At 70.9% G+C, this 22,460-nt stretch carries 20 protein-coding genes; 7 read left to right on the top strand and 13 right to left on the bottom strand.

The window, feature by feature from the left end:
• The first annotated feature begins 41 nt into the window (after positions 1 to 41).
• A complete protein-coding gene (locus JW592_RS20385) occupies positions 42 to 395 on the top strand; it encodes a VOC family protein (RefSeq protein WP_209266610.1) in 354 nt (117 codons plus the stop codon).
• A 52-nt stretch (positions 396 to 447) separates the two neighbouring features.
• Here the strand turns inward: JW592_RS20385 and JW592_RS20380 are convergent, their stop codons facing one another.
• Genes JW592_RS20380 through JW592_RS20360 form a run of 5 tightly spaced genes read right to left on the bottom strand, consistent with a single transcriptional unit; the run spans position 448 to position 5,065 of the window.
• Positions 448 to 1,800 (bottom strand): Ni/Fe hydrogenase subunit alpha, encoded by a 1,353-nt coding sequence (locus tag JW592_RS20380; RefSeq protein ID WP_209266609.1) that lies wholly within the window; start codon positions 1,798 to 1,800, stop codon positions 448 to 450.
• Positions 1,797 to 2,594 (bottom strand): NADH-quinone oxidoreductase subunit B family protein, encoded by a 798-nt coding sequence (locus tag JW592_RS20375; RefSeq protein WP_209266608.1) that lies wholly within the window; start codon positions 2,592 to 2,594, stop codon positions 1,797 to 1,799. The genes JW592_RS20380 and JW592_RS20375 overlap by 4 nt, the downstream gene beginning before the upstream one ends.
• A gap of 1 nt (position 2,595) precedes the next feature.
• Positions 2,596 to 3,432 carry an FAD/NAD(P)-binding protein gene (locus JW592_RS20370; protein WP_209266607.1) on the bottom strand — a complete coding sequence of 279 codons (837 nt, stop codon included), beginning with the start codon at positions 3,430 to 3,432 and terminating at the stop codon, positions 2,596 to 2,598.
• Positions 3,429 to 3,911 carry a cyclic nucleotide-binding domain-containing protein gene (locus JW592_RS20365; protein ID WP_307805481.1) on the bottom strand — a complete coding sequence of 161 codons (483 nt, stop codon included), beginning with the start codon at positions 3,909 to 3,911 and terminating at the stop codon, positions 3,429 to 3,431. The genes JW592_RS20370 and JW592_RS20365 overlap by 4 nt, the downstream gene beginning before the upstream one ends.
• Positions 3,908 to 5,065, bottom strand: coding sequence for a 4Fe-4S dicluster domain-containing protein (locus JW592_RS20360; RefSeq protein WP_209266606.1), 1,158 nt, complete (start codon positions 5,063 to 5,065; stop codon positions 3,908 to 3,910). The genes JW592_RS20365 and JW592_RS20360 overlap by 4 nt, the downstream gene beginning before the upstream one ends.
• Positions 5,066 to 5,235: 170 nt before the next feature.
• Here JW592_RS20360 and JW592_RS20355 point away from each other — a divergent pair, with 170 nt between their 5' ends.
• The 5 genes from JW592_RS20355 (at position 5,236) to JW592_RS20335 (ending at position 11,020) form a co-directional block, all read left to right on the top strand.
• Entirely contained in the window at positions 5,236 to 6,027 is a 792-nt protein-coding gene (locus tag JW592_RS20355; protein ID WP_307805480.1) for a hydrogenase maturation protease, read from the top strand.
• Positions 6,020 to 6,709 (top strand): helix-turn-helix domain-containing protein, encoded by a 690-nt coding sequence (locus JW592_RS20350; RefSeq protein ID WP_209266605.1) that lies wholly within the window; start codon positions 6,020 to 6,022, stop codon positions 6,707 to 6,709. The genes JW592_RS20355 and JW592_RS20350 overlap by 8 nt, the downstream gene beginning before the upstream one ends.
• A 73-nt stretch (positions 6,710 to 6,782) precedes the next feature.
• Positions 6,783 to 7,187 (top strand): DUF302 domain-containing protein, encoded by a 405-nt coding sequence (locus tag JW592_RS20345; RefSeq protein WP_209266604.1) that lies wholly within the window; start codon positions 6,783 to 6,785, stop codon positions 7,185 to 7,187.
• Positions 7,188 to 7,286: 99 nt separating this feature from the next.
• The gene (locus JW592_RS20340; protein ID WP_209266603.1) at positions 7,287 to 9,977 is read left to right on the top strand and encodes a cation-translocating P-type ATPase; all 2,691 of its coding nucleotides are present in this window, start codon (positions 7,287 to 7,289) and stop codon (positions 9,975 to 9,977) included.
• Positions 9,978 to 10,090: 113 nt separating this feature from the next.
• A complete protein-coding gene (locus tag JW592_RS20335; RefSeq protein WP_209266602.1) occupies positions 10,091 to 11,020 on the top strand; it encodes a universal stress protein in 930 nt (309 codons plus the stop codon).
• A 59-nt stretch (positions 11,021 to 11,079) separates the two neighbouring features.
• Here JW592_RS20335 and JW592_RS20330 read toward each other — a convergent pair whose 3' ends face one another.
• From JW592_RS20330 to JW592_RS20310, 5 genes are all read right to left on the bottom strand, one after another.
• A complete protein-coding gene (locus tag JW592_RS20330; protein ID WP_209266601.1) occupies positions 11,080 to 12,012 on the bottom strand; it encodes a universal stress protein in 933 nt (310 codons plus the stop codon).
• A gap of 61 nt (positions 12,013 to 12,073) precedes the next feature.
• A complete protein-coding gene (locus JW592_RS20325; RefSeq protein WP_209266600.1) occupies positions 12,074 to 12,742 on the bottom strand; it encodes a CBS domain-containing protein in 669 nt (222 codons plus the stop codon).
• Between the two features lie 56 nt (positions 12,743 to 12,798).
• Positions 12,799 to 13,800, bottom strand: a complete 1,002-nt coding sequence (locus JW592_RS20320; RefSeq protein WP_209266599.1) for an Acg family FMN-binding oxidoreductase — start codon at positions 13,798 to 13,800, stop codon at positions 12,799 to 12,801.
• A 171-nt stretch (positions 13,801 to 13,971) separates the two neighbouring features.
• A complete protein-coding gene (locus JW592_RS20315) occupies positions 13,972 to 16,383 on the bottom strand; it encodes a glycoside hydrolase family 65 protein (protein ID WP_209266598.1) in 2,412 nt (803 codons plus the stop codon).
• Between the two features lie 219 nt (positions 16,384 to 16,602).
• Positions 16,603 to 17,169 carry a rhodanese-like domain-containing protein gene (locus JW592_RS20310; protein WP_209266597.1) on the bottom strand — a complete coding sequence of 189 codons (567 nt, stop codon included), beginning with the start codon at positions 17,167 to 17,169 and terminating at the stop codon, positions 16,603 to 16,605.
• A gap of 83 nt (positions 17,170 to 17,252) precedes the next feature.
• On the opposite strand from JW592_RS20310, the gene JW592_RS20305 reads away from it, so the two are divergent.
• Positions 17,253 to 17,534, top strand: coding sequence for a metal-sensitive transcriptional regulator (locus JW592_RS20305; protein WP_209266596.1), 282 nt, complete (start codon positions 17,253 to 17,255; stop codon positions 17,532 to 17,534).
• Positions 17,535 to 17,567: 33 nt separating this feature from the next.
• Here the strand turns inward: JW592_RS20305 and JW592_RS20300 are convergent, their stop codons facing one another.
• From JW592_RS20300 to JW592_RS20290, 3 genes are all read right to left on the bottom strand, one after another.
• Positions 17,568 to 18,320, bottom strand: a complete 753-nt coding sequence (locus JW592_RS20300; RefSeq protein ID WP_209266595.1) for a sulfite exporter TauE/SafE family protein — start codon at positions 18,318 to 18,320, stop codon at positions 17,568 to 17,570.
• Positions 18,321 to 18,507: 187 nt separating this feature from the next.
• Positions 18,508 to 19,896, bottom strand: coding sequence for an MBL fold metallo-hydrolase (locus JW592_RS20295; protein WP_209266594.1), 1,389 nt, complete (start codon positions 19,894 to 19,896; stop codon positions 18,508 to 18,510).
• Between the two features lie 182 nt (positions 19,897 to 20,078).
• A complete protein-coding gene (locus tag JW592_RS20290) occupies positions 20,079 to 22,421 on the bottom strand; it encodes a heavy metal translocating P-type ATPase (RefSeq protein WP_209266593.1) in 2,343 nt (780 codons plus the stop codon).
• Positions 22,422 to 22,460: the final 39 nt, after the last annotated feature.

Below are 22,460 nucleotides of genomic sequence, written 5' to 3'. Positions count from 1 at the left end.
GGAGTGCTGGGTGGTCCGTCTGCCATGTATAAGCTCTGCGGATGACCTTGGAATGGGAACAGGTAATCGTTCACTCGGCGGACCCGGCAGCCCTGGGGCAGTGGTGGGCCGAGGCCCTCGGGTGGGTCGTGGTCCACTCCTCGGACGACGAGTTCGAGATCCGCCCGGCGCCCGACCGCATGCCGGGGCTGGACTTCGTCCGGCTCGACGAAGCCAAGCAGAGCAAGAGCAGACTCCATCTCGACTTCAGGCCCGACGACCAGGAGGCCGAGGTGGCGCGCCTGGTGGCTCATGGCGCCCGGCGTGTCGACATCGGCCAAGGTGATCAGTCCTGGGTCGTACTGGCAGACCCCGAGGGCAACGAGTTCTGCATTCTCGGCGAGCGGCGTTCGTAAGGCCCGCAGCTCATCATCCGCCTTGTGATCGCGTGTTCTGCGGGCTGCCCGGTCACTCCTCGCGCGTCACCGAGAGGCGCAGGAAATGGGCGGAGCAGGAGATGCAGGGGTCGTGATTGCGGACGGCGCGCTCGCTCAGCGCTGCGAGCTCTTCGTCGGAGGAGTGACCGGTCGCGAGACGCCTCTCCAGTACGCGTCGTACGTCCTCCTCGATGGCGCCCTGGTTCTGGGAGGTCGGCGGGACGAGCACGGCGTCGGTGACGGTGCCGGCGGTGTCGAGGGTGTAGCGGTGGTAGAGCAGGCCGCGGGGGGCCTCCGTAGCACCGTGGCCGGTGCCCGCACGGGCCGGGACGTCGACGTGGGCGACCGGCGGCGGCTCGTACGCGTCGATGATGCGCAGCGCCTCCTGCACGGCGTAGAGCACTTCGAGGGCGCGTACGACGATGCTGCGGAACGGGTTGCGGCACACCGCTCCCGCCGCCGGATCGCCGAGCCCCGTTTCCCGTGCCAGTCCACGGATCTCCGGTGGCAGCCACCGGCCGCTGATGGCGAAGCGGGCGAGGGAGCCCGCCAGGTGGCGACGCCCGTCGAGCCGGGCCTGCAGGGCTGTGGAGTAGGGGACCTGGTGTTCGACCACGTGCTCGCCGAAAGCGCTCAGCGGGAACGTACGTGGGGGCTCCGGCTCGGCGGCGGGGCCGGGAGCGGGCAGCACGGTCGGGGTGCCGGAATCGATGGCGTAGGTACCGGGCTCGGCGAGGGCGAAGAAGTCATGGTCACTGGCGGCATCGGGGAAGTCGAAGCCGGCCACCCAGCGCACCGTCGCCTCCGCGTCGTCCCGGGCGCGGCGCAGGCGCTCCTCCAGAGGGCGGAGCTCGGTGCGGGCGGGGACGCGGTGGAAGCCACCGAGGCGGACGTTGATCGGGTGGATGGAGCGTCCGCCGAGCTGCTCGACGATGGCGTTGCCCGCCTGCTTGAGGCGAAGGCCGCGCTCGACGTCGGCCGTGCTGATACCGGCGAGTTCGACGACGTCGGAGCAGCCGAGGAAGTCCGGTGCGTGCAGCAGGTAGATGTGCAGGGTCTGGCTTTCGATCCATTCCCCGCAGTACAGCAGTCGGCGCAGGGCGGCCAGTTGGCCGCCGACGGTGACGCCGCAGGCGTCCTCCAGCGCGCGGCAGGCGCTCGTCTGGTAGGCGACCGGACAGATCCCGCAGACGCGGGAAGTGATGTCCGGTGGTTCCGTGTAGGAGCGTCCGCGCAGGAACGCTTCGAAGAAGCGCGGCGGCTCGAAGATGGCCAGCCGGCTGTCCACGATCTGGTCGCCTCGCAGCCGCAAGCGCAAGGTGCCCTGGCCCTCGACCCTGGTGAGGGGGCCGAGAGGCAGTTCTCTTTCGACCTCCGCACTCATCCGAGCTCCTCCTTCCTGGAAGCGGCGTCGAACTCCGGCGCGGCGGTGTTGAAGGTGCGCAACGCCCGTACGACGTCCAGGGTGTTCATGCCGTCACGGCGCAGTAGAGGGATGAAGGCGGGGAACTTGGTGGAGTTCGACGGGCCGAAGCATCCGTAGCAGCCGCGTCCGTAGGCGGGGCACAGGGCCCCGCATCCCGCGTGGGTGACCGGGCCAAGACAGGGAATGCCGCGGGCGACGACGATGCAGGGGGTGCCGCGTCGTTTGCATTCGAAGCACACGCTGTGCGCGGGTGTGTCCGGGGTGCGGCCAGCGAGGTAGGCGGTGATGACTTCCAGCAGCTGTCCGCGGTCGATCGGGCAGCCGCGCAGTTCGAAGTCGACCGGCACGTGGGCGCTGATCGGGGTCGAGGTGGCGAGAGTGTCGATGTACGCGTCACTGGCGTAGACGGCTGCGCGGAACTCGGCCACGTCGGCGTAGTTGCGCAGCGCCTGGATGCCGCCGGCGGTCGCGCACGCGCCGAGGGTCACCAGGCGGCGGGAGACCGCACGTACGTGCTGTACTCGCTCGGCGTCGGCAGGGGTGGTGATGGAGCCGTCGACCAACGACAGGTCGTACATGCCCTCGTCCGGCGCGGTGACCGCCTCGTGGAAGAAGGCCACTTCCACCTTCCCGGACAGGGCGAGCAGTTCGTCCTCGCAGTCGAGCAGGGTCAGTTGGCAGCCGTCACAGGAGGCGAACTTCCAGACCGCCAGCCGGGGCCGCCGACCGTTCTCCCGCTCCTCGTCTCCCATCTCACAACTCCCTGACAGCGAGCAGCGGTTCGGCGTGGTCCCAGCGCACCACAGGACCGTCCCGGCACAGCAGCAGCGGTCCGAGCTGGCAGTGGCCGCAGTGCCCGGTGCCGCAGTGCATGGTGCGCTCCAAAGAGACCTGCGTCCGGTCGGCAGCGATGCCCCGGCGCGCGAGATCGCGGGCGGTGGCCCGCATCATCACTTCGGGGCCGCACAGGAAGGCCGCGGTTGCGCCGGGGTCGAACTCTGCACGGTTGAGCAGCCCGGTCACCACCCCCACGTCACCACGCCACGTGTCGTCGGGCCGGTCGACGGTGACCAGGACACGGGCGTCGGCGGCACGCCACCGCTCGGCCTCGTCCGCGTAGAGGAGGTCACCGGGGCTCCGGGCTCCGATCAGGACGTTCACCCGCCCGTACCGCTCCGGTGCCGTGAGGGCCGCGGTGATCAGCGGGCGCAGCGGGGCCAGACCGAGGCCCCCCGCGACGATCAGGAGGTCCCGTCCCATCGCGGCCGTCAGGTCCCAGCCGGTGCCGAAGGGGCCGCGGACTCCGACCGAGGCGCCGCCCTCCAGGCTCGCCAGCCTGGAGGAGACCGCTCCGACGGAGCGGATGGTGTGGGTAAGCCGGTCACCCTCGATACGGGAGACCGACAGGGGGATGTCGCCCACTCCGAAGCCGTACACCATGGCGAACTGGCCGGGCGAGAAGGGTGCGAGTCCCGAGCGCACCGGCTCCAGTTCGATCGTCGCCGTGTCGGAGGTCTCAAGGCGCCGGCCCACCACCCGGTAGGGCGATGGTGGCAGCGCGGGAGCGGCCCCGGGCGCCAATACGGTCATCCGACCGCACCCCGGACGCCGGATTCGCGGCTCCTGTCGTTCCCGTACAGGTCCAGCAGCCGCGTACGCGCGGAGCGCAGCCGCTCTCCGATCACCTGGTCGGCGATGGTGCGGAAGAGCGCCAGCCCGGCGGCCGGCGAGTCCTCCATCGCCGCGCGTACCCGGGCGGCGTCGAACTCCCAGGCTTCCACCGCGCTGCGAGTGCGGGCTCCCAGGTGCCAGCGGTAGGGCTCGAAGAGCCAGGACCAGCCGAGAAGTTCTCCGTCCGCGACGGTCTCCACGACGACGGGGCCGCGTCCTGGGATGTGCACGTCCAGCGCGACCAGTCCGCTGCGCACGACCCAGAACCGGTCGGCGACGTCGTCCTCACCGAAGATCCGGGTCTCCGCAGGGAGGGTGACCTCGTGCGCGAAGCCGAGCAGCCAGCCGCGGTGCACCGGAGGCAGCGATTGGAGGAAGTCGCGCCGCCCGGCCGTCACCGCTCCACCTCGCCGTCGCCCGAGGCGGCGGCCCGCTCGGCGTCGAGCGCGTGGGCCTCCTCGGTGATGTCGATACCGACCGGGCACCACACGATGCACCGGCCACAGCCCACACACCCCGTGCTGTCGAACTGGTCGTGCCAGGTGCCGACCTTATGGGTGAGCCACTGCCGGTAGCGGCTGAGCGGTGACGCCCGTACCGGACCGGAGGACAGGTGGGTGAAGTCCACGTCGAAACAGGACTCCCACCGCCGCCACCGCTCGGCGTGCTCACCGGTCAGATCGGTGACGTCCTCCACGGTGGTACAGAAGCACGTGGGGCAGGCCATGGTGCAGTTTCCGCAGGTCAGACAGCGTGCGGTGACGTCGTTCCAACGTTCGGCGTCCAGCGTCTCCCGCATCAGCTCCCGCAGGTCGACCTCGGGCATCGTGCGACCCATCCGCGCGGCCGCTTCCTCCACCAGTCTGCGGGCCGTCCCGGCGGTCTCCTCGTCCGCCGGGACGTGCGGCAGCCGGGCCAGTACCGCCTCGCCTTCCGGGCTGCCGACCCGGGCCAGAAAGCGATGACCGCGGCCGTCGACCACCTCGGTGAGCGCCAGGTCGTAGCCGGGCCCGACGGCCGGCCCCGTCCCCATGGACACGCAGAAGCAGGTGGCGCCGGGCTCGGTGCACTCCACTGCCACCACGAACGCCTGCCGACGGCGGGCCGCGTACCGCGTGTCCGCGTGGGGGCCGCCGCCGAGCACCCGGTCCTGAATGGCGATCGCCCGCAGATCGCAGGGCCGCACCCCGATGAACGCGTACGACGGCGGTGGGCTTGTCTCTTCCCTGACCTCCATGTCGCCGTCTGCCGTGAGGTCGGCGGTCCACTGGCGCTCGCGCTGCGGATGCAGGTACGTCTTCCACGACTGTGGCCCCGCGCTGTGTGCGAAGGCAGCACCGTCGGCGCGGGACCGCAGCCGGTAGTGGCCTGCCTCCAACTCGACGCCCCACCCGTACGGCAGGTCGGCGCCGCTCCCGATCTCGGCCAGCACGATGGCCTGGTCACGCACGGTCGGCCCGATCACTGTGCGCCCGTCTTCGGCCAGCAGCGTGATGAGCGCGTCCAGCCCGTCCCGGTCGAGCACCGTGCTCACCGCTGTGCCGACAGTCATCGCTCATCTCCCGGTACGGAGGCTGGGACGCGGCCAGTATCAAGTGCGCTCCCGTCTGCCGGACCGACCCGCGGCGGCCATGGAGCCAGACGGACGCCCCTCGTCCCTCCATACGGTGGCCTCGCACGGGCGTCACCGTTCGGGACCCGGGGTGCGGTAGGAAGCAGGGAGTGAGCCCACACATCTCCGCGCGTATCACCGTCGTCGGCGTCGGCAATGTCCACCGCCGCGACGACGGTGTCGGCCCCGCCGTGATCGCCCGGCTCGCGCGCCACGCCGAGGAGGGCACCCTGCCCGCCTCCGTGGGGCTCCAGGTGAGCGACGGAGAGCCTGCTCGCCTGCTGGCCCTGTGGGAGAGGGCGGACTCGGTCATCGTGGTCGACGCGGTCCGGACCTCACGACCGGTTCCGGGGCGGGTCCACCGCCTGGAAGCCGACGACGTCGTGCCGCAGTGCGAGGCCGGAGCGAGCTCGCCGAGTTCGCACGGCCTCGGCCTCGGTGCCGCCCTGCGGCTCGCCCGGGCCTTGGGCCGGCTCCCCCGGCACCTCGTGGTCTACGGCGTCGAGGCTGCGGACACAGGTCTCGGCACCGGTCTGACGACCAGGACGGCAGAGGCAGTCGGGCCCTTGGCCGACCGCATCATGCGGGAGATCCGCGGCCACCGGCTCCGCGCGAGTCCCGTACCCGACGGCGAGTCGGTCTCGAACTCCCTCCGCGTCAGTGCGGACACAGCCCGGACGGCGAGCTCAAGCGCGGGCATCGACGTTCTTCCCGGGTCCGCGCCGATGCGGTTCCGAGAGCGAGCGGCTCGGGAAGGCCGCGTACGACCCCTCACCCGATCGGTCGACACCACTGGCAGCGGCCCCGGCCCTCTGCTCACCTGGAAACGGACGACTCGCGCATCGCGGACCGAGGGCGACAGCACGCAACAGGCGGCACCTGGAGGCTGGGACGATGCATAGCGACAGGCCGCGCCCAGGCGCCCCCGACGCGAACTCCGGGAGACCGGGCGACGACACGATCGCGACGCGCTGTGCCGTGCGCCGTGAGCAACTGGGGCTCTCCAGGGACGAGGTGGCGCTCCGGGCCGGGATGTCCGTCGCCTACCTGAACCACCTGGAGACCTTGAGCGACGACTTCGACCCCGCCGCGCTCATGCGCCTCGCCGCTGTGCTGGAGATGCCGTACGACGAGTTGAAGGAAGGCCCGCGCGAGCCGGAGCCCGGCCAGCAGGCCGCCGCCGCCCGTCCCGTGCTGGCACGGCTCTCGGAGGACGAGTGCTGGCAGCGGCTCGGCACCCACGGCATCGGCAGGATCGGCCTGAGCGCTGGACAGGCTCCCGTGATCCTGCCGGTGAACTTCCTGGTCGACGGCCGCACCATCGTCTACAGGACCGAGGCCGGCGGCCCCGCGGCAGCGACCGAAGGGGACCGTGTCGCCTTCGAGGCCGACCACATGGACGAACACCACAGCCGCGGCTGGAGCGTCCTGATCACCGGAACGGCCCGACACCTCACCGACCGCGGCGCGGTCGCTCTTCTCGCCGACCGGCCGGGAGCGGAGCCATGGGCCGGAGGGCGGCGCGAACTGTGGGTCCGCGTCCATCCCGAGCAGGTTACCGGCCGCACCATCCACACCCGGTAGACCACCACATCGCCCCGCTCGATGAAGCGTCGACCGGGGCGGGACCGTACTCGAGCAGGGAGGACGCGAAAAGATGGACTACGCCCGCACCCTCACCCTCGACCTGCCCTACGACCAAGCCGTCCCGAGAGTGAAGGAAGCCTTCAAGGAGCAGGGCTTCGGCACCCTCACCGAGATCGACGTGACCGCCACGCTCCGGGAGAAGCTGGGTCACACCATGGAGGACTACGTGATCCTGGGTGCCTGCAATCCGCAACTGGCTCACCGCGCCCTGGACATCGAACGTGAGATCGGCCTGCTGCTCCCGTGCAATGTCGTGGTCCGGACAGCCGAACACGGCCGGACCCTCGTACAGGCACTCGATCCCAACGTGATGGTCACCGTGCCCGGACGCACGGAGATGCAGCCGATCGCCGAGGAAGCCACCGCACGCATCCAAGCGGCCCTCGACACGCTGCGCACTGCTTCGCCGAGCTGAGGACTCCCGGCGATGTGTGACCGCCTTCACCGCTTCGCCGAGACCGGCGCGCGCGAAGTCGTCCTGGTCAGGTAGCGGACGAGCCACCGGAGTACCGTCATGCAGCCAGCCACGTCGGGGTCGGAGCAGTCAGCGCTCCCCGTGGAGGTCGATCCGCGTGAGCCGCTGACCCGCCTGCGGCAGGACCTCCGAACCGGGTCGCAAGGACTGTCCCGCCGGGAGGCGGAACGGCGGGCCGCCGTATACGGACCCAACGAGGTCCGCCGGGAGCACCGTGGCCGGCTGCGGCGTGAGTTGGGGCGCCAGTTGGTGCACCCGCTCGCCCTCTTGCTCTGGGGTGCCGGAGGGCTGGCCTTCGTGGCCGGGACGAGGGTACTGGGGGTGGCGATCGTCGCCGTCATCCTCCTCAACGCCGGGTTCGCGCTGCTCCAGGAGCGTCAGGCGGAACGCGCGGTTGAAGCGCTGGCCACCTACCTGCCTGCACATTCGCGGGTTGTGCGGGACGGCCGGGAGCAGACCGTGGAAGCGACGCAACTCGTTCCTGGCGACCTGATTCTCCTGGGCGAAGGCGACAAGATCCCGGCCGACGTGCGGCTCGTGGAAGGTGCCGTGGAGATCGACCTGTCGATGCTGACGGGCGAGTCGGCGCCTGTGGAGAGGGCTGCGACCCAGACGGTGGCCGACGCTCCGACCCTGCGCGAACCGAATCTGGCCTTCAGCGGGACCGCTTGTATCGAGGGACAGGCGAAGGCGATCGTCTTCGCGACCGGCCGGCACACCGAACTGGGACGTATCGCCGCGCTCAGCCAGCGCACCCGGCGCGAGGGCAGCCCCCTGGAGCGCCAGGTCAAGCGAGTCGCGTGGTTGATCGCGGCGGTCGCTGTCGGAATGGGCGCGGTGCTTCTGCTGATCGGGACAGCATCGGGTCTTCCGCTGGAGGACGCCCTGACCTTCGCGATCGGACTGCTGGTGGCGAACGTCCCCGAAGGGCTGCTGCCGACCATCACGCTCGCGCTGGCCCTGGGGGTGCGGCTGCTGGCGCGACAGGGCGCTGTCGTCAAACGTCTCAGTGCGGTCGAGACGCTGGGGTCGACGCACGTGATCTGCACCGACAAGACCGGGACTCTCACCCGCAACCGCATGCGCCTGCGGACTGTATGGACGCCCGGCAGCGGACGGCACGACACTGCGGACGCGGGCCGTGGCGACGACTTCGCCAGGCTCGCGTGGGCAGCGTCCGAATGCACGACAGTCACCCGCACGGAGGGCGGGGAGCTCGTCGGAGACCCCACAGAGGTCGCCCTGGTCGAGGGAGCCGCGCAGATGGGCCGGACCCCGGATCTCGACGCCCGGGACCTGCGCAGACGAGCCCTGTTCCGCTTCGATCCCCGCCTTCGGATGATGTCGGTCGCGAGCACCGGACAGAACGCACTGACGATCAGTGTCAAAGGCGCTCCCGAGGCGGTGCTGCCCCGGCTGGCCGACGGAGCGGATACCAGCGCGGCGCGCGCCGCTGTCGACGCCATGGCCCGCGACGGGCTGCGCGTTCTCGCCGTCGCCACACGGACACTGCACTCCCCCGACCTGCCGTCGCGGCGGGAAGACGTCGAGCGTGACCTGGAGCTGCTGGGTCTCGTAGGGCTCTACGACCCGCCACGTCCCGAGGTGGCCGACGCGGTACGCCGCTGTCACCGGGCCGGGCTGCGGGTGCACGTCGTCACCGGTGACAACGGCACCACCGCCGCCGCAGTGGCCCGCGAGGTGGGTATCGGCGATCCCGGGTTGAGCATGCTCGCGGATTCCGAGTCGGTCAGCGAGCAGCGGCTGGACGAGCTGCTCGCCGGGCCCGGTGAGGTGGTGTTCGCCCGGGCCTCTCCGGAGACGAAGCTGCGGGTGGCAGACGCGCTGCGCGACCAGGGGCAGATCGTAGCGATGACCGGGGACGGGGTCAACGACGCGCCCGCCCTGCACAGGGCACACATCGGTGTCGCGATGGGCCTGTCCGGCACGGACGTGGCCCGGGAAGCCTCCACGATGGTGCTCACGGACGACAACTTCGCCACCATCGTCAAGGCGGTGGAATCCGGGCGCCGGGTCTATGAGAACGTCCGCAAGTTCATCCTCTACATTTTCGCGCACGCCGTTCCGGAGATCGTGCCGTTCCTGGTGTACGCGCTCAGCGGCGGTGCGATCCCGCTCCCTCTGACCGTGTTGCAGATCCTCGCGATCGATCTCGGCACGGAGACGCTGCCCGCCCTGGCTCTGGGCCGCGAACCGGCGGAACCCGGACTGATGACAAGACCACCCAGGCGCTCCGGGCACGGCTCCGGGGTGATCACCAGAGACATGCTGGTCCGCGCGTGGGCCTTTCTCGGGCTGGTCTCCGCGGTGCTGGTGATGGGAGCCTTCTTCTACGTGCTGTGGCGGGCCGGCTGGACACCCGGCGCCGCCACCGCCGAGGGCAGCGCTCTGCACCAGGACTACCTGACCGCCACCACCGCCACCTTCGCCGGCATCGTCATGTGCCAGGTCGGCACCGCGATGGCGGCCCGCACGGACCGGGCGTCCCTGCGTGACGTGGGGCTGACGACCAACCCTCTGCTGCTGGCGGGCATCGCGTTCGAGCTTGCCTTCACGGCCGTGCTGATCTGGGCGCCGCCCTTCCAGAGCGTCTTCGGGACCGCTCCGCTGCCCTGGGACGTCGTAGCTGTGCTGCTGACGTTCCCCGTACTGGTCTGGGGCACCGACGAGCTGCGCCGTTGGCTGCGGCGACGCCGGATGGCGCGCTGAGCACCCTCTGGCCAGGCGAGTGGGTCCGGCCTCCGGTTGCCGACAGCCGGGGGATGCGCGAGCGTGCAAAGGAGCGGTTCTGACATCGGCCGAGAGCGAGGCGGTGGTATCCCGTGCAACTGCCGCTGACAGTCGTGGGCACGGACGGTTCGGCCCCGGCCAGGACCGCGGTGGAGCAGGCCGCCCGGGAGGCCGCCTGCCACGGTTCGCGGCTGAGGATCGTGCACACCGTCAACTGGGTGCCGCCTCCCGGTTTCGCCTCCTTGCTGAACGAAACCGGGGAGAAAGCCCTTCGGGAGGGCGGGGAGCGGGTGCTGGCCGAGGCCGAGACGACCGCGCGGTCCGTCGCACCCCAGGTCGAGGTCAGCACCACGCTGGCGATGGGTGACCCGCGATCGGTCCTCACTGAGCTGTCCGGGGAGGCGCTGATGACAGTCGTCGGCAGCAGCGGGACGAGCGGCATCGCCAGTGGCCTGCTCGGCTCCGTCGCCAGGCATCTGGTGACGCATGCCGAGAGCCCGGTGATGGTGGCCCGTGAGCCGTCCGCCTCTTCCGCGCCCGTCGTCGTGGGTGTCGACGGCTCTGCCGAGGCGGAGGCCGCGACGGCATTCGCCTTCGCCGAGGCGGCGGCGTGCGCAGAGCCTCTCGTTGCCCTGCACGCCTGGTCGGAGTGGAGCGTGCCGCTCTCGCCTCCGGACGATCCGTCACTGAGATACGCACGAGCCCCAGGGGAGCTCGAAGCAGGCGAGAAAAGGCTACTGGCTCAGCTGCTGGCGGGGTGGGGCGAGCGCTACCCCCAGGTCGCCGTCGAGCGTCGAACGGTGCGGGAACGGGCACGGCAGGCACTGATCGAAGCGAGCGGTTCGGCGCGGCTTCTGGTGCTCGGACGCAGAGGCAAGGGCGGCTTCGCCGGTCTCCGGCTGGGCTCGGTCAGCAACGCCGCGCTCCACCATGCGCACTGCTCGGTGGTTGTGGTCCACGGCCGGAGAACCGACTCGGCGTCCGGTGGCCAGGCGCCGCTGTTCGGAAGGCCGGCGGTCTAGAAGGCCGGCGGTCTCAGGAAAGGCAGCCCGGGGGCAAGTGACTCTCGCTGATGGGTGGATCAGCTGTGGGGGACAATCGCGACCGGGGTGCGGGAATGGTGCATGACCGCGTGCGGGACCGGCCCCACGTGCGGGCCGAGCCGGCGTGAGCGGTGCCGCCGCCCGACCACCAGCAGGGAGGCGTTCTCGGCGGCTTTCACCAACATCGGCGCCGGGTGTTCGAGCACCGCCCGCACGTCAACGTCCACACCCGGATATTTCTCGCACCACGGCCGCACCATCTTCGCCAGCGCGTCGGCACGTTCGTCCAGCAAGTCCTCCAACGCCATGGGAGCCAGGGGCATGGGGCGCGAGCCGTAGACGGGAGGCGGCTCCCAGCCGTGCCGGATGTTCAGTGTCATCGAACCGCGTTGCGCCGCCTCGAAGGCGAAGGCGAACAACTCCTCGCACGGGTGGCCGATCTCCACGCCGAGCACCATTCCCGGTGCCGTCCCTTCCCGGCCTTCCCGGCCTTCCCCGTCTTCCCGGCCTTCCCGATCCGTGGCATCGTCGGTCCGGTCCCGGGGCCCGGCCTCCGCACGGACGAGCACAACGGGGCACTGCGTATGCGCGACGGTGGGCAGCGCGACGGACCCGACCAGAAAACCTCCGAGGGTGCTGAGCCCTCGGGAACCGATGACCAGGAGCTCCGACGTCTTCGACAACTCCGTGAGCGCCCAGGCCGGCTCTCCCTCCGTCACCTCCGCGGTCACAACAAGACTCGGGAACCGCTCGGCCAGCACAGCAGTCACATCACCGACGAGCCCTTCGGCCTGCCGCCGCGGCGCATCGTCCTCCTCCGGAACCACCATCCGGTCGAGTGCGCTTTCCGCGACGCGGATGTGCGCGAGTTGCAGCGAGCAACGCCTTGCCATGGCTTCGCGAGCAGCCCAGTGGGCAGCAGCCGCGCTTTCCGGCGTTCCATCGATCCCCGCCGTGACGACACGAGCCATATCCGCTCCTCCTGACGGGAGTGACGCCTGCCTGCGACGCTTCCGCTGAAAATGACGGTCCCTAAGCGGCCCTTCCGGGAACACCGGCCACCGAGAGATCGAGTTGGACGTCGACCACGCCGTCGATGTCCCGGCAAAGCCGTTCGATCAGTGGCAGCGAGTCCTCGCTGCCGATCTCTCCATGGACTTTCACCACCCCGCCGGTGACGTAGGCCGTCACCTGTGCCCGGGACAGGCCGAGAGTCCGGCCCAGCACCTCGTCGACCACCTCGTCCTCGATGGCGCTGTCCTTGCGGAGGAAGACGCGCAGCAGGTCGGCGCGGCTCAGTACACCGATCACCCGGCCCGTCCCGCTCACCACGGGCAGCCTCTTCACACCGTGCTCCTGCATCGTCCGAGCGGCCTCCACCACCGTCCATTCCGGACTGGCGACCACCGCGGGACTCGTCATCAGGCCGTCCAACGTGCCGCTGCGCTCCCCTGTCCCGGTGCCCTTGCCGCGGCCCCTCCGCACAGTCAGCAGCAGGTCCGCCGGCTCCGGCAGCTCTGCCTGTGCGCGCAGCAGATCCCCCTCGGAAACCACCCCCAGCGGGCGGTCATCCTGGTCGGTCACGGGCAACGCGCTGATGTCGTGCTCGGCCAGCAGTCGGGCCGCGTCCTTGAGCCCTGTTCCGGGGTGCGCGCACACCGCCGGCCGGCTCATGAGGTCCCGCACTCTCCTGTGGCTCATCGGTCGAATCCTCCTCTCCCACCGAGCGCCTCCAGGTCATCGGCCACCACGAAGGATCAAGGAGCGACCTCCAGGACATCCCGTACCGCACGGCGCGGGGCACGGGCTCCCATCGGCCCGTAGCCGAGGCGAAGAATCATCTGGACAGGGCCGGCACCGCTGACCGGGTCCCGCAGCAGCCAGCGCAGATAGGGCCGCTCCAGGGCCTGGGTGGCGAAGCTGCTGGCCACATCTTCCCGAGTGGCCAGCAGCAGGACACGCTCCATGGCCTGTCCGGCGGCCAGCCACTCCTCGGGGCCGTCGTCGCGCGTCGATACGACGGCCAGCTGCGGCATACGCTCGAAGGCAGCCGAGCCCCGGTCCGTGGCCGCGTGGCCGCGGGCGAAGTCGCGTACCGGCGCCCGCCCCTCCCGCTTCCGCGCTCCGAGACTGTACTCGGGGATACCGTCCCTGGCGGTGTCCGATTCCGCCGTACCGGTACGGACCCACCGCTGCTCGTCCGGATCGCCGGTGTACTCCGACTCCGACTCGGCTTCCTCGATGACGTCGAGGATCAGCGACAGGTGCCATCCCGTGGGAAAGCTCAGGGACGCGCCCTCGGCCTCCGCCTGCGCGGTGAGGCGCTGCCGCAGCCGGTCGGGCAGCGGTTCGTCCGCGTACGGATACCGGCTGGTGTGCCGCTTACCGATCATCTCGAAGAGCCCGGCGAGGTCGTGATCGATCTCCCGGGGCGCCGCCTCGGCCAGCCGCACGGTGGCCAGAGGACCAGCGTCGTGAGATATGTCCGATGTGCCGGAGACCGTGACGTCGGGGCGCAGCCCGGCGTGCCAGGCGGCGACCCGCAGATTGAGCAGCGCGGCTCCGCAGCCGATCCGCAGCGCTCTGCCCTCCGGGTCGGCGGTCGGCATCGCCCGCAGCGGATCCGCGTACAGATCCAGTACGCGGTCCCGGCGGTGGTAGAGGAACCGCCACGGCTGGGCGTTGTGCATCGAGGGAGCCGCGACCGCATCGCCGACCAGCTCCCTCACCGTCTCCTCATTGATGGCCGTCGCCGGCATCTGTCACCTCCTGCCCTTCCCCTCCTCCTCCAGCGTGCCCCTTCGGCTCTGCGTCGGCCACCGCAGCGCACCTCACACGGATCTCACCCTCAGCGGTGCGTCGCACACCAGCTGTGACCCACCGCCCCGGCCTCAGTGACCCGGCTCCCGGCGCCGAGTCGGGCACGCGCGTCAGCTCCCGGCCGAGTTCCCGAGGCTGATGGTGCGGGTTCTCCCCGGAGGCACGGTCACGGCACGGCCGCGTACGGAGAAGCGCAGAGGCGACCTCTCCGACAGCGGGAGACCTACTTTGAGGGTGTCGCCACGGATCTGGACGCTCACCCCCCAGTGCTCGCGGAAGCGGACCGAGAAGCCATACGTGCACAACTCCGGGATGGGCGCCGGGTCGACGTGGAGTGTGTTGTCCCGGACTTCCAGCCCGGCCAGCCCTCGCTGCACGAGGTCGAGCGTGCCGCCCATGGCGCCCAGGTGGATGCCTTCGGGCGTCGTCCCACCCTGGACGTCGGCCACATCCCCCACCAGCGCTTCCTGCGTGTAGCGCCACGCGTCGGGGCGGCGTTCGCGCGAGAGCAGCCAACCGTGCACCAGACCGCTGAGCGTTGAACCGTGGCTGGTACGGGGGAGGTAGAAGTCCACCGTACGGTCCCACGTCTCGTCATCGAGGCGGTATCCCAGCCGGTGGAAGACCGCGGCCAGTTCTCTCGGCGAGAAGAGGTAGCCGAGCATCAGGGCATCTGCCTGCTTGGAGACTCGGTACCGGTTGACGGTGTCGCCCTCGGCTTCCAGGAGCCGGTCGAGCCGCCGAACCTCCCCGTAGCGGGCGCGATAGCGCTCCCAGTCCAGCTCGGCCAACGCGTGATAGCCGTCGAACTGGTCGATGACGCCGCGGTGGAAGGGGACACGCAAGCGCCGGGAGACGTCCTCCCACCGCTCCAGCTCTTCCTCGGTGAGCGCCATGTCCGCGAAGAGATGGTCTCTTCGCGGCTGCGGGAGATCGCCTGCCAACTCCAGAGCCCGGGTGAGCACCCAGGAAGCCGTCACATTGGTGTACGCGTTGTCATCGATCCCCGGCCGGTCGGAGTCGGGGTATGCCTCGTGGTATTCGTCGGGGCCCATCACTCCCCGGATGCGGTACCGCTCGTACGTGGAGTCGTATGCGGCCAGTCCGGACCAGAACCTGGCGATCTCCAGCAGCATCTCCGCACCTCTCGTGTGGAGAAACTCCCGGTCCCCGGTGGTTTCCGCGTATCGCCAGACGTTGTACGCGATCGCCGAGCCGACGTGGTGCTGCAACCGTGACCTGTCGGGCAGCCACCGTTGGGAGCGGGGGTTGAGATGCAGCGTCTGTGTTTCCTCCCGGCCGTCACTGCCGCTCTGCCACGGGTACATGGCGCCGGTGTGGCCGGCCTCGGCCGCGTTGCGCCGGGCTGCGGGCAGTCTGCGGTGGCGATAGTCGAGCAGGGCCTTGGAGACCTCGGGAAAGTGCAGGTTGAGGTAGGGGAGAACGAACAGCTCGTCCCAGAAGACGTGTCCCCGGTACGCCTCTCCGTGCAGCCCTCGGGCCGGGACACCGACGTCCAGGGCCGCCGTATGCGGAGAGAGCGTCTGGAGGATGTGGAAGAGGTGGAGCCGCAGGATACGGCCGGTCAGCCCTGGAACATCGAGGTGGGCGCGCTGCCACAGGTGCCGCCACGCCCGGTGGTGGGAGGCCAGAAGGTGCGGGAAGGCCGGAGCCCGGCCGACCGCCTCGATGGCGGCGCCGAGGGGTTCGCTGATCCCCCGGTCTCCGGACATGTACATCGCCACCGTCTTGTCCACGTGCGTGCTCACGCCGGAGCGAAGAGGCAGGCGGAGCCTTTGCCGGGCCCGCCCGTCGCAGTGCGGTCCGGGCCGTACCAAGCCCTCCCCCGCCGAACACCACAGCCGCGCCGCCTGCGCCACCGTGATGCCCGAGTTCCGCGTGCGGCAGCGGACCCACGCCACGTCATCGCCGGCCTCACCGGCCTCGCGCGACGCCAGGTGGCTCCCCTCCAGGTCCCGGTACCGTGCCACGCCGCTGTTGGTGACAGTGGCATCCAGTTCCGCCTCGACCTCCAACTCACCGGACCAGTTCTCAGCGGTGAACGTGGTACGCAGAGCAGCGAGATGCGGCTCCCCCATATGCACGACACGCTGCTGCCCAACCCGCAGCCGTCGCCCCGCCGCATCCTCCCAGAGGAGGTCTCTCGCCAGGCTTCCTCCCTTCAGGTCGAGAGACTGCCGGTACCTCAGGAGACCGCGCTGGTCCGGCGACCACCAGTCCGAGGCCCCGCCGCCTGCGTCCCGGATGCGGAAGCGCAGGGGCAACCAGTTCGGGAGGTTGACCATGTCCTCGTTCTCCACCTGATGCCCCGCCACGGCCGACTGCAGCCGGTCGTAGCAGCCCGCCGCGTAGGTGCCGGGGTAGTGGTGGCCGTCCGCGACGGACTCGGGTGCCGCTCCGCGGGTGGCGAAGTAGCCGTTTCCCAGCGTGCACAGCGCTTCGCGCAGGCGCTCCTCAGCCGGGTCGTACCCTTCGTAGACCCACGACCATTCGGCGCTCATCGCCCTCCAAGCCAGTCACCCGAGATTCAGCGGGCCTGTTGTCTCAGGCAGAAGTTACTCGTCCGACGTTGCGGGAGCAGACGACACGGCCGTGTGTCAGGGCCGGTGGCAGCCGGTCGCCGAGCAGGGGGCCAGGAGACGACTCCGTTCCGGGAAGCAGGCCGGCAGTGGCTCGTCGGCGGCGAATGCGTTCGGCTGGAGGCTGCCGCCCGACCGCTGTCAGTCGGTCAGCGCGGCAAGAGTGGCTTCCAGGTCGGTGGCCCGGGGCCGGTTGTGGGGGAGCTTGGCCAGGACACGGGCCATGCCGCAGGTGTCGGTGAGGGCGGAGAAGACCAGCCCGCCGGCGACGCCCGCGGATATCCAGCGGGTCCTGGGCCAGCGGCGGGCGGCGAGCAGTCCGGTCAGGACCAGTGTTCCGGCGGCGAGGCGGACCTGGCGTTCCATGGCCCAGGTCGCACGGGAATCCGCGGGGTGGTGGAGGGTGTGGCCGAGCCGGTTCCAGGCAGTGGTGCCGCCCGTGAGCGTAGCGGCGGTGATGCCGTGCTCGGTCAGGCGCTGGGATGCTTGCGCGGAACGTGCACCGGAGGCGCACACCAGGAGCAGGTCGCCACGGCCGGCTGCTGCCTTCAGCACGTCGAGTGCCGCATCCAGATGGTCGAGGGGGACGTTGTGGGCGCCGGGCAGGTGCCCGGAGGCATACTCGCCGGGCGTGCGCACATCGATCACGGTCAGCTTGTCCAGGCGGGCGTGTGCCTGCTCAGGGGTGAGGGCGGTGATGGCTGTCACGGGCGTCTTTCCGTTTCTCTTCGGGTGTTCCCCTCCGGGTAGAATACCCGCAGGGGTATCCAGCAGGAGCAGGAGGAGTTGCGGTGGAACTGACGATGGCGGCCGAGGAGCTGAAGAAAGCGGTCAACCGGCTGCGCAGAGCACAGGGCCAGATCGCCGGAGTGATCAAGATGATCGAAGAGGGGCGGGACTGCGAGGAAGTGGTGACGCAGCTGGCGGCCGCCTCCCGGGCGCTGGACAAGGCGGGTTTCGCGATCATCGCCACCGGCCTTCAGCACTGCATGGCGGACGTGGAGGGCTCCGCTCCCGGCGACCGGGAGGAGATGCGGGCCCGTCTGGAGAAGTTGTTCCTGTCCCTTGCCTGACCGGCCACTGCGGCCACCTCCACCGGTGCGGAATCATGTCAGGGCGTCGATGAGCATGAAGGCGGCCACGGCCAGCAGCACGACAGCGAACGTACGCCGCAGCAACGTACCGGAGATCCTGCTCGCCAGTTTCCTGCCGTCCCAGGCTCCCAGGATCGCCGCCCCGGTGAACGGCGCGATCACCGCCCACTCCAGTCCTCCCAAGGTGGCTCCGCGGGTGGCGAGGGAAGCAAGCGCGTTCGTCGAGATGACCAGCAGGCTGGTGCCGACGGCGGCCTGCATCTCGAAGGCCAGAACCGTGACCAGAGCAGGAACGGCGAGGAAACCGCCGCCCACCCCGAGCAGCCCGGTCAGGGCGCCGAGCCCCGCACCGGTGGCGGCGGCTCCGGCCGGCCGCACCGGCTGCGATTCCCGGTCGGTGGCAGTGCGGCGCGAGCGCAACATCCCCACGGCCGCGACGGCTGCGACGGCTGCGAACGCGGCCGTCAGGACCGGCTGTGGCAGGCGGCTCGCGGCGGCCCCGGCTGCCGCGGCAGGCACGAGGCCCGCTGCGGCGAACAGCGCTCCGGTTCTCCACCGTACGTTCCCCGCACGGCTGTGTGCGTAGAGAGCGGTGAGCGAAGTGACGGTGACGATGATGAGACTCGCGGTGGTGGCCGCGACCGGGGTGAAGCCGAGCAGGTAGATCAGAGCGGGCACCGCCAGCACGCTGCCGCCTCCGCCCAGCGCACCGAGGGCCAGCCCGACCACGCCACCTGCGACGAGGGCAAGGAGCAGGGCACTCACGTTATGGAACCGCTGCTCTCCCCGGTGACCGGAAGGCCGCGCTCCACCACCTGCTCGGCACGCGTGCGGTGGCGGGCCGGTGCGGGGGTGAGACGGCCGGGGCCGGGACGGAGACGACTGAGGGAAGAAGACAGGTTCAGGGAGAACAAGGTGCGCTCACTCCGGACGGGTGCTGTGAGTGGGTGTTTCAGACGGCGCTCTGGGGGCGGGTGAGGGTGAGCCCGGCGTCGGAGGCGGCATCGAAGCCGTCATCGACGGCGATCACCTCGCGGCCGACCGCGTCCAGGAGGGAGGCGGCAATCGCCGCGCGCATCCCGCTGGCGCAGTGCACCCACACCTGGCCGGGCGGCACCTCGCCGGTACGGTCGGGCAGCTGGTGGATGGGGATGTGGACCGAGCCGTCGACGTAACCGTTCGCGCGCTCCGAGTCGCGCCTCACGTCCAGCACGACCAGGTCCTTGCCCAGTTCCTTGCCGCTCTTACGCGCGTCGGCCAGGTCCGCGAAGCGGGCCCGGGGGAAGGAGGCGAGCCGGCCGGGGTCCCGGACCCAGGCGTGCGGTCCGCCGGTGGCGGCAGCGGCCGGCCGGTCGATACCCACCCGGGTCAGCTCCCGCTGCGCGTCGGCGATCTGCTCGGGAGTTTCGGCCAGCAGCGTGACGGGCTTGCCCCACGGGATCAGCCACGCGAGGTAGGTGGCCAGCTTGCCCTCGCCCTCGAAGTTGAACGACCCGGCCACATGCCCCTCGGCGAAGGCGACACGGTTGCGCAGGTCAACCACCCACTCCCCGGCCGCGAGCCGCTCGGAGATCTGCTCGGCGTCCGCCTGCCGGGGTGGTGTGAGGTCGACCGGCGCCGGCCCGGCGGCGTTGACCGGCCCCATGTGGGTGTAGTAAGCGGGCACGTCGTCCAGTCCGGCGAGCATCTCGGTGACAAACGTGTCCACGTCCTTGACCAGCGCCTCGTTCGCCCTGCGTTCCGCGCCGACGGTGGTTGTGTCCCCCTCGGCCTGGGAGCTGGAGCAGAAGCTGCCGAAGCCATGGGTGGGCAGCAACCGCACCTCGTCGTCCAGCTGGTCGGCCAGTCGGTGAGCTGAGGCGTGCTGGGCGCGGGCCAGCTGCTCGGTGAGCCTGGGCTCGACCAGGTCCGGCCGCCCGACCGTGCCGATCAGCAGTGACCCGCCGGTGAAGGCCGCCACCGCCTGTCCGTCCTGTTCCAGCACGTACGAGGTGTGGTGCGGAGTGTGACCGGGGGTGGCCACCGCACGCAGCGCCAGCCCCTCGTCCAGAGCGGCGGTGTCACCATCGTCGACGGACGTGTGCTCGAACGAAACCGAGGCGCCCCTCGGCACCAGGTATCGGGCGCCGCTCACGCGGGCCAGCTCCAGGCCGCCGGTGACGTAGTCGTTGTGCAGGTGGGTCTCGGCGACGAGGGCGATGCGCACACCGCGCCGCGCCGCCGCGGCCATGACCCGGTCGATGTCGCGAGGCGGGTCCACCACCACGGCAGCCGTCGAGCCCCCGGCCAGATAGCTGCGGTTGCCCAGGCCCTGAACTTCCAGGGTGTCGATGAAGAACACAGGCTGTGCCTCCTCTCGGTCGTGTACCCCGGGGGGTATTACGCCCCACCATAACAGGGATACGGGAGGGGGTATTCCTGCGGTGGGCATCGCCGGGCCGGCCTGGCAGCGGTCCTGCCTGGTCCCGGTGGACGCCGACACCTGTGCGCCACATCGCCGACCGCCCCGGACACGCGGGTTCCTCACGGAGCGAGGGAGAAGTAGGTCTCTTCCTCCTGTGCGAAGTGCAGGCGCAGCACGCTGTGCAGCCCGTACAGACAGGCGCGCAGGTCATCGAGTTGTTCCAGCGTCAGGCCGCCCTCAGCGGCGGCCAGTTCCAGATGGGTGGCGATGCGCCGGGTGAGGCGCTCGATCTCGGTGTGGGCGCGACTCATGGTGGCGGTCGCTTCAGGGCCGCCGAGAGCGGGTGCGAGGGCGGGGTAGAGCTGGTGCTCCTCGGCGTCCTCATGCGGCAGGAGCCGTTCGGTGAGCAGCCGGTGCACTTCGCCTACGGCCGTGAGGGCCTTCGGGCCGGAGCTGTCCGACAGCTGGTCGGCGGCGTCCCGTACGGCTTCGAGGACGTCCTGGAGGTCCTCGTGCTCGGCCGCGAGACGGTGGACGAGCGCTTCCGCCGCGGGCTGGAGCGCGGGGCCGCGCGCGGCCCGGTCGAGGCGCAGCGCACGCAGCGCGTTGAGGATGACCGCGACGTCGATACCCTCCTGAAGCAGCGCACCGACGGCGGGCGGAAGCAGACCCACGGCAGCCGCCGCCATGGCGGCAAGGGACATCAGCATGCCGCCGAGCGCGCTCTGCACGGCGATGCGACGTGCTCGCACGGCGATGGCGACAGCGTCGGCGAGGCGGTCCACACGGTCGGTGGTCAGGACGACGTCAGCGGCCTCGGAGGAGGCGGTGGAGCCGCGGGCGCCCATGGCCACGCCGACGTCCGCCGCTGCGAGCGCCGGGGCGTCGTTCACTCCGTCGCCCACCATCACTGTGACCGCGCGCTCGCGCTCGGCACGTACGGCGGCGACCTTGTCGACCGGGGTGAGTTCCGCCTGCACGTCGTCGAGGCCGAGGACCGCCGCGATCTCGCGGGCCGGTTCCGGCCGGTCGCCGGTGAGCAGCGTCAGCCGTCCGATGCCCGTCGTACGGAGTCGCCGGAGCGTCCGTGGCGCATCGCGACGCAGCGGGTCACGAAGGAGGACGGCGCCGACGGGACCGCCGTCGACAGTGAGCCAGGCGACGGCCGCCCCGTCCAGGAGCGCCCGGTTCTCGGCGGCTCGTGCCCACTCGGGCCTCTCGGAGCCGGTCTCCAGGCGGCCCACGGACATGCGGTGCCCGTCGAGCGTTGCGGTGGCGCCGCGTCCGGGTTCCTCGGTCACGTCCGCGGGAAGCGAGAGTTCCAGTCCGCGATCGCCGGCCGCTTCGACGATGGCCTGCGCGAGGACGTGCGGGGAATACTGGTCGAGCGAGGCGGCCAGCCGCAGAACGTCTGCGGGCTTCCAGCCGGGTGCGGCGACGACATCCAGGGCGCGTGGGCGTCCGCTGGTCAGGGTGCCGGTCTTGTCGAGCAGCAGGGTCCTGGCCCGGCCGAGGTTCTCCAGCGCGCCGCCGTCGCGGATCACCACACCCAGGCGGGAAGCCCGCGACAGGCCGGAGACGACAGCAACCGGTGCCGCGAGGAGCAGCGGACACGGGGTGGCGACGACCAGGACCGCCACTGCCCGTACAGCGGAACCGCTGATCAGCCAGGCCATCCCCGCCACTGCGAGGGACAGCGGCAGGAACCAGGCCGCGTAGCGATCGGCCAGCCGGACGACCGGAGCGGACTCCGCGCCGGCCTCGCGGGCCAGCCGCACGATCCCCGCGTAGGTGCTGTCCTGCGCGGTGGCGGTGGCCCGCAGTTCGAAGGCGCCACCGGCATTGACCGCGCCGCTGCGCACCGTCCCGCCCGCCGGGCGCTCCCGGGTCAGAGGCTCCCCGGTGAGTACCGACTCGTCGAGTACGGCAGTTGAGCCGACCACGCGGCCGTCGACGGGAACCACTTCGCCCGGGCCGACGACGAGCACGTCAGCGACAGCGACCTCGGCCAGCGGCACCGTCTGCACGTCACTGCCGGTACGGCGGCGGGCGGAGCGCGGCGCGTGTTCCAGGAGCGCCCGCAGATCGTGGGAGGCCCGCCGCTGTGCCGCCGCCTCAAGCGTGCGCCCGGTGGCGAGCATCAGCGCGATCAAGGCCCCGGCCAGGTACTCGCCCACGGCCAGCGTGCCGCCGAGAGCGAGTACGGCGATCAGGTCCACTCCGGCGCGGTGCTGCCGCAGCGCGCTCACCACCCATGCCACCGCAGGCCCGATGGCCGCAACGGTCCCCAGGCCCCAGCACAGGTCGGCGATACCGCGGGCGCCGACGAGCCAGGCGGCCCCGCCGGCTGCCAGGGCTGCGGCTGTCACCCACAGGAGTGCCTGCTCGAGGCGCGAGCGCGGGACCGCTGAGAACACACGACGGACGGACTCGACGGAGCTGAAGCGGCGGAGGTGATCCATGGCATTCCTCGGTCCGACGCCGACCCTGGGCCTGCTGGT

This window comes from Streptomyces spirodelae (assembly GCF_017676385.1).
In the GTDB taxonomy this organism is placed as follows: domain Bacteria; phylum Actinomycetota; class Actinomycetes; order Streptomycetales; family Streptomycetaceae; genus Streptomyces; species Streptomyces spirodelae.
Note: the sequence above shows the minus strand (reverse complement) of the source record. Positions and strands in the feature narration are given on the sequence as shown.

Excerpts from the sequence above, each read along its gene's own strand:
- JW592_RS20345 (WP_209266604.1), top strand. The coding sequence starts at position 6,783 with ATGGACTACGCCCGCACCCTCACCCTCGACCTGCCCTACGACCAAGCC.
- JW592_RS20350 (WP_209266605.1), top strand. The coding sequence starts at position 6,020 with ATGCATAGCGACAGGCCGCGCCCAGGCGCCCCCGACGCGAACTCCGGG.
- JW592_RS20315 (WP_209266598.1), bottom strand. The coding sequence starts at position 16,383 with ATGAGCGCCGAATGGTCGTGGGTCTACGAAGGGTACGACCCGGCTGAG.
- JW592_RS20290 (WP_209266593.1), bottom strand. The coding sequence starts at position 22,421 with ATGGATCACCTCCGCCGCTTCAGCTCCGTCGAGTCCGTCCGTCGTGTG.
- JW592_RS20385 (WP_209266610.1), top strand. The coding sequence starts at position 42 with ATGACCTTGGAATGGGAACAGGTAATCGTTCACTCGGCGGACCCGGCA.
- JW592_RS20380 (WP_209266609.1), bottom strand. The coding sequence starts at position 1,800 with ATGAGTGCGGAGGTCGAAAGAGAACTGCCTCTCGGCCCCCTCACCAGG.
- JW592_RS20370 (WP_209266607.1), bottom strand. The coding sequence starts at position 3,432 with ATGACCGTATTGGCGCCCGGGGCCGCTCCCGCGCTGCCACCATCGCCC.
- JW592_RS20375 (WP_209266608.1), bottom strand. The coding sequence starts at position 2,594 with ATGGGAGACGAGGAGCGGGAGAACGGTCGGCGGCCCCGGCTGGCGGTC.
- JW592_RS20320 (WP_209266599.1), bottom strand. The coding sequence starts at position 13,800 with ATGCCGGCGACGGCCATCAATGAGGAGACGGTGAGGGAGCTGGTCGGC.
- JW592_RS20330 (WP_209266601.1), bottom strand. The coding sequence starts at position 12,012 with ATGGCTCGTGTCGTCACGGCGGGGATCGATGGAACGCCGGAAAGCGCG.
- JW592_RS20340 (WP_209266603.1), top strand. The coding sequence starts at position 7,287 with ATGCAGCCAGCCACGTCGGGGTCGGAGCAGTCAGCGCTCCCCGTGGAG.
- JW592_RS20360 (WP_209266606.1), bottom strand. The coding sequence starts at position 5,065 with ATGACTGTCGGCACAGCGGTGAGCACGGTGCTCGACCGGGACGGGCTG.
- JW592_RS20325 (WP_209266600.1), bottom strand. The coding sequence starts at position 12,742 with ATGAGCCACAGGAGAGTGCGGGACCTCATGAGCCGGCCGGCGGTGTGC.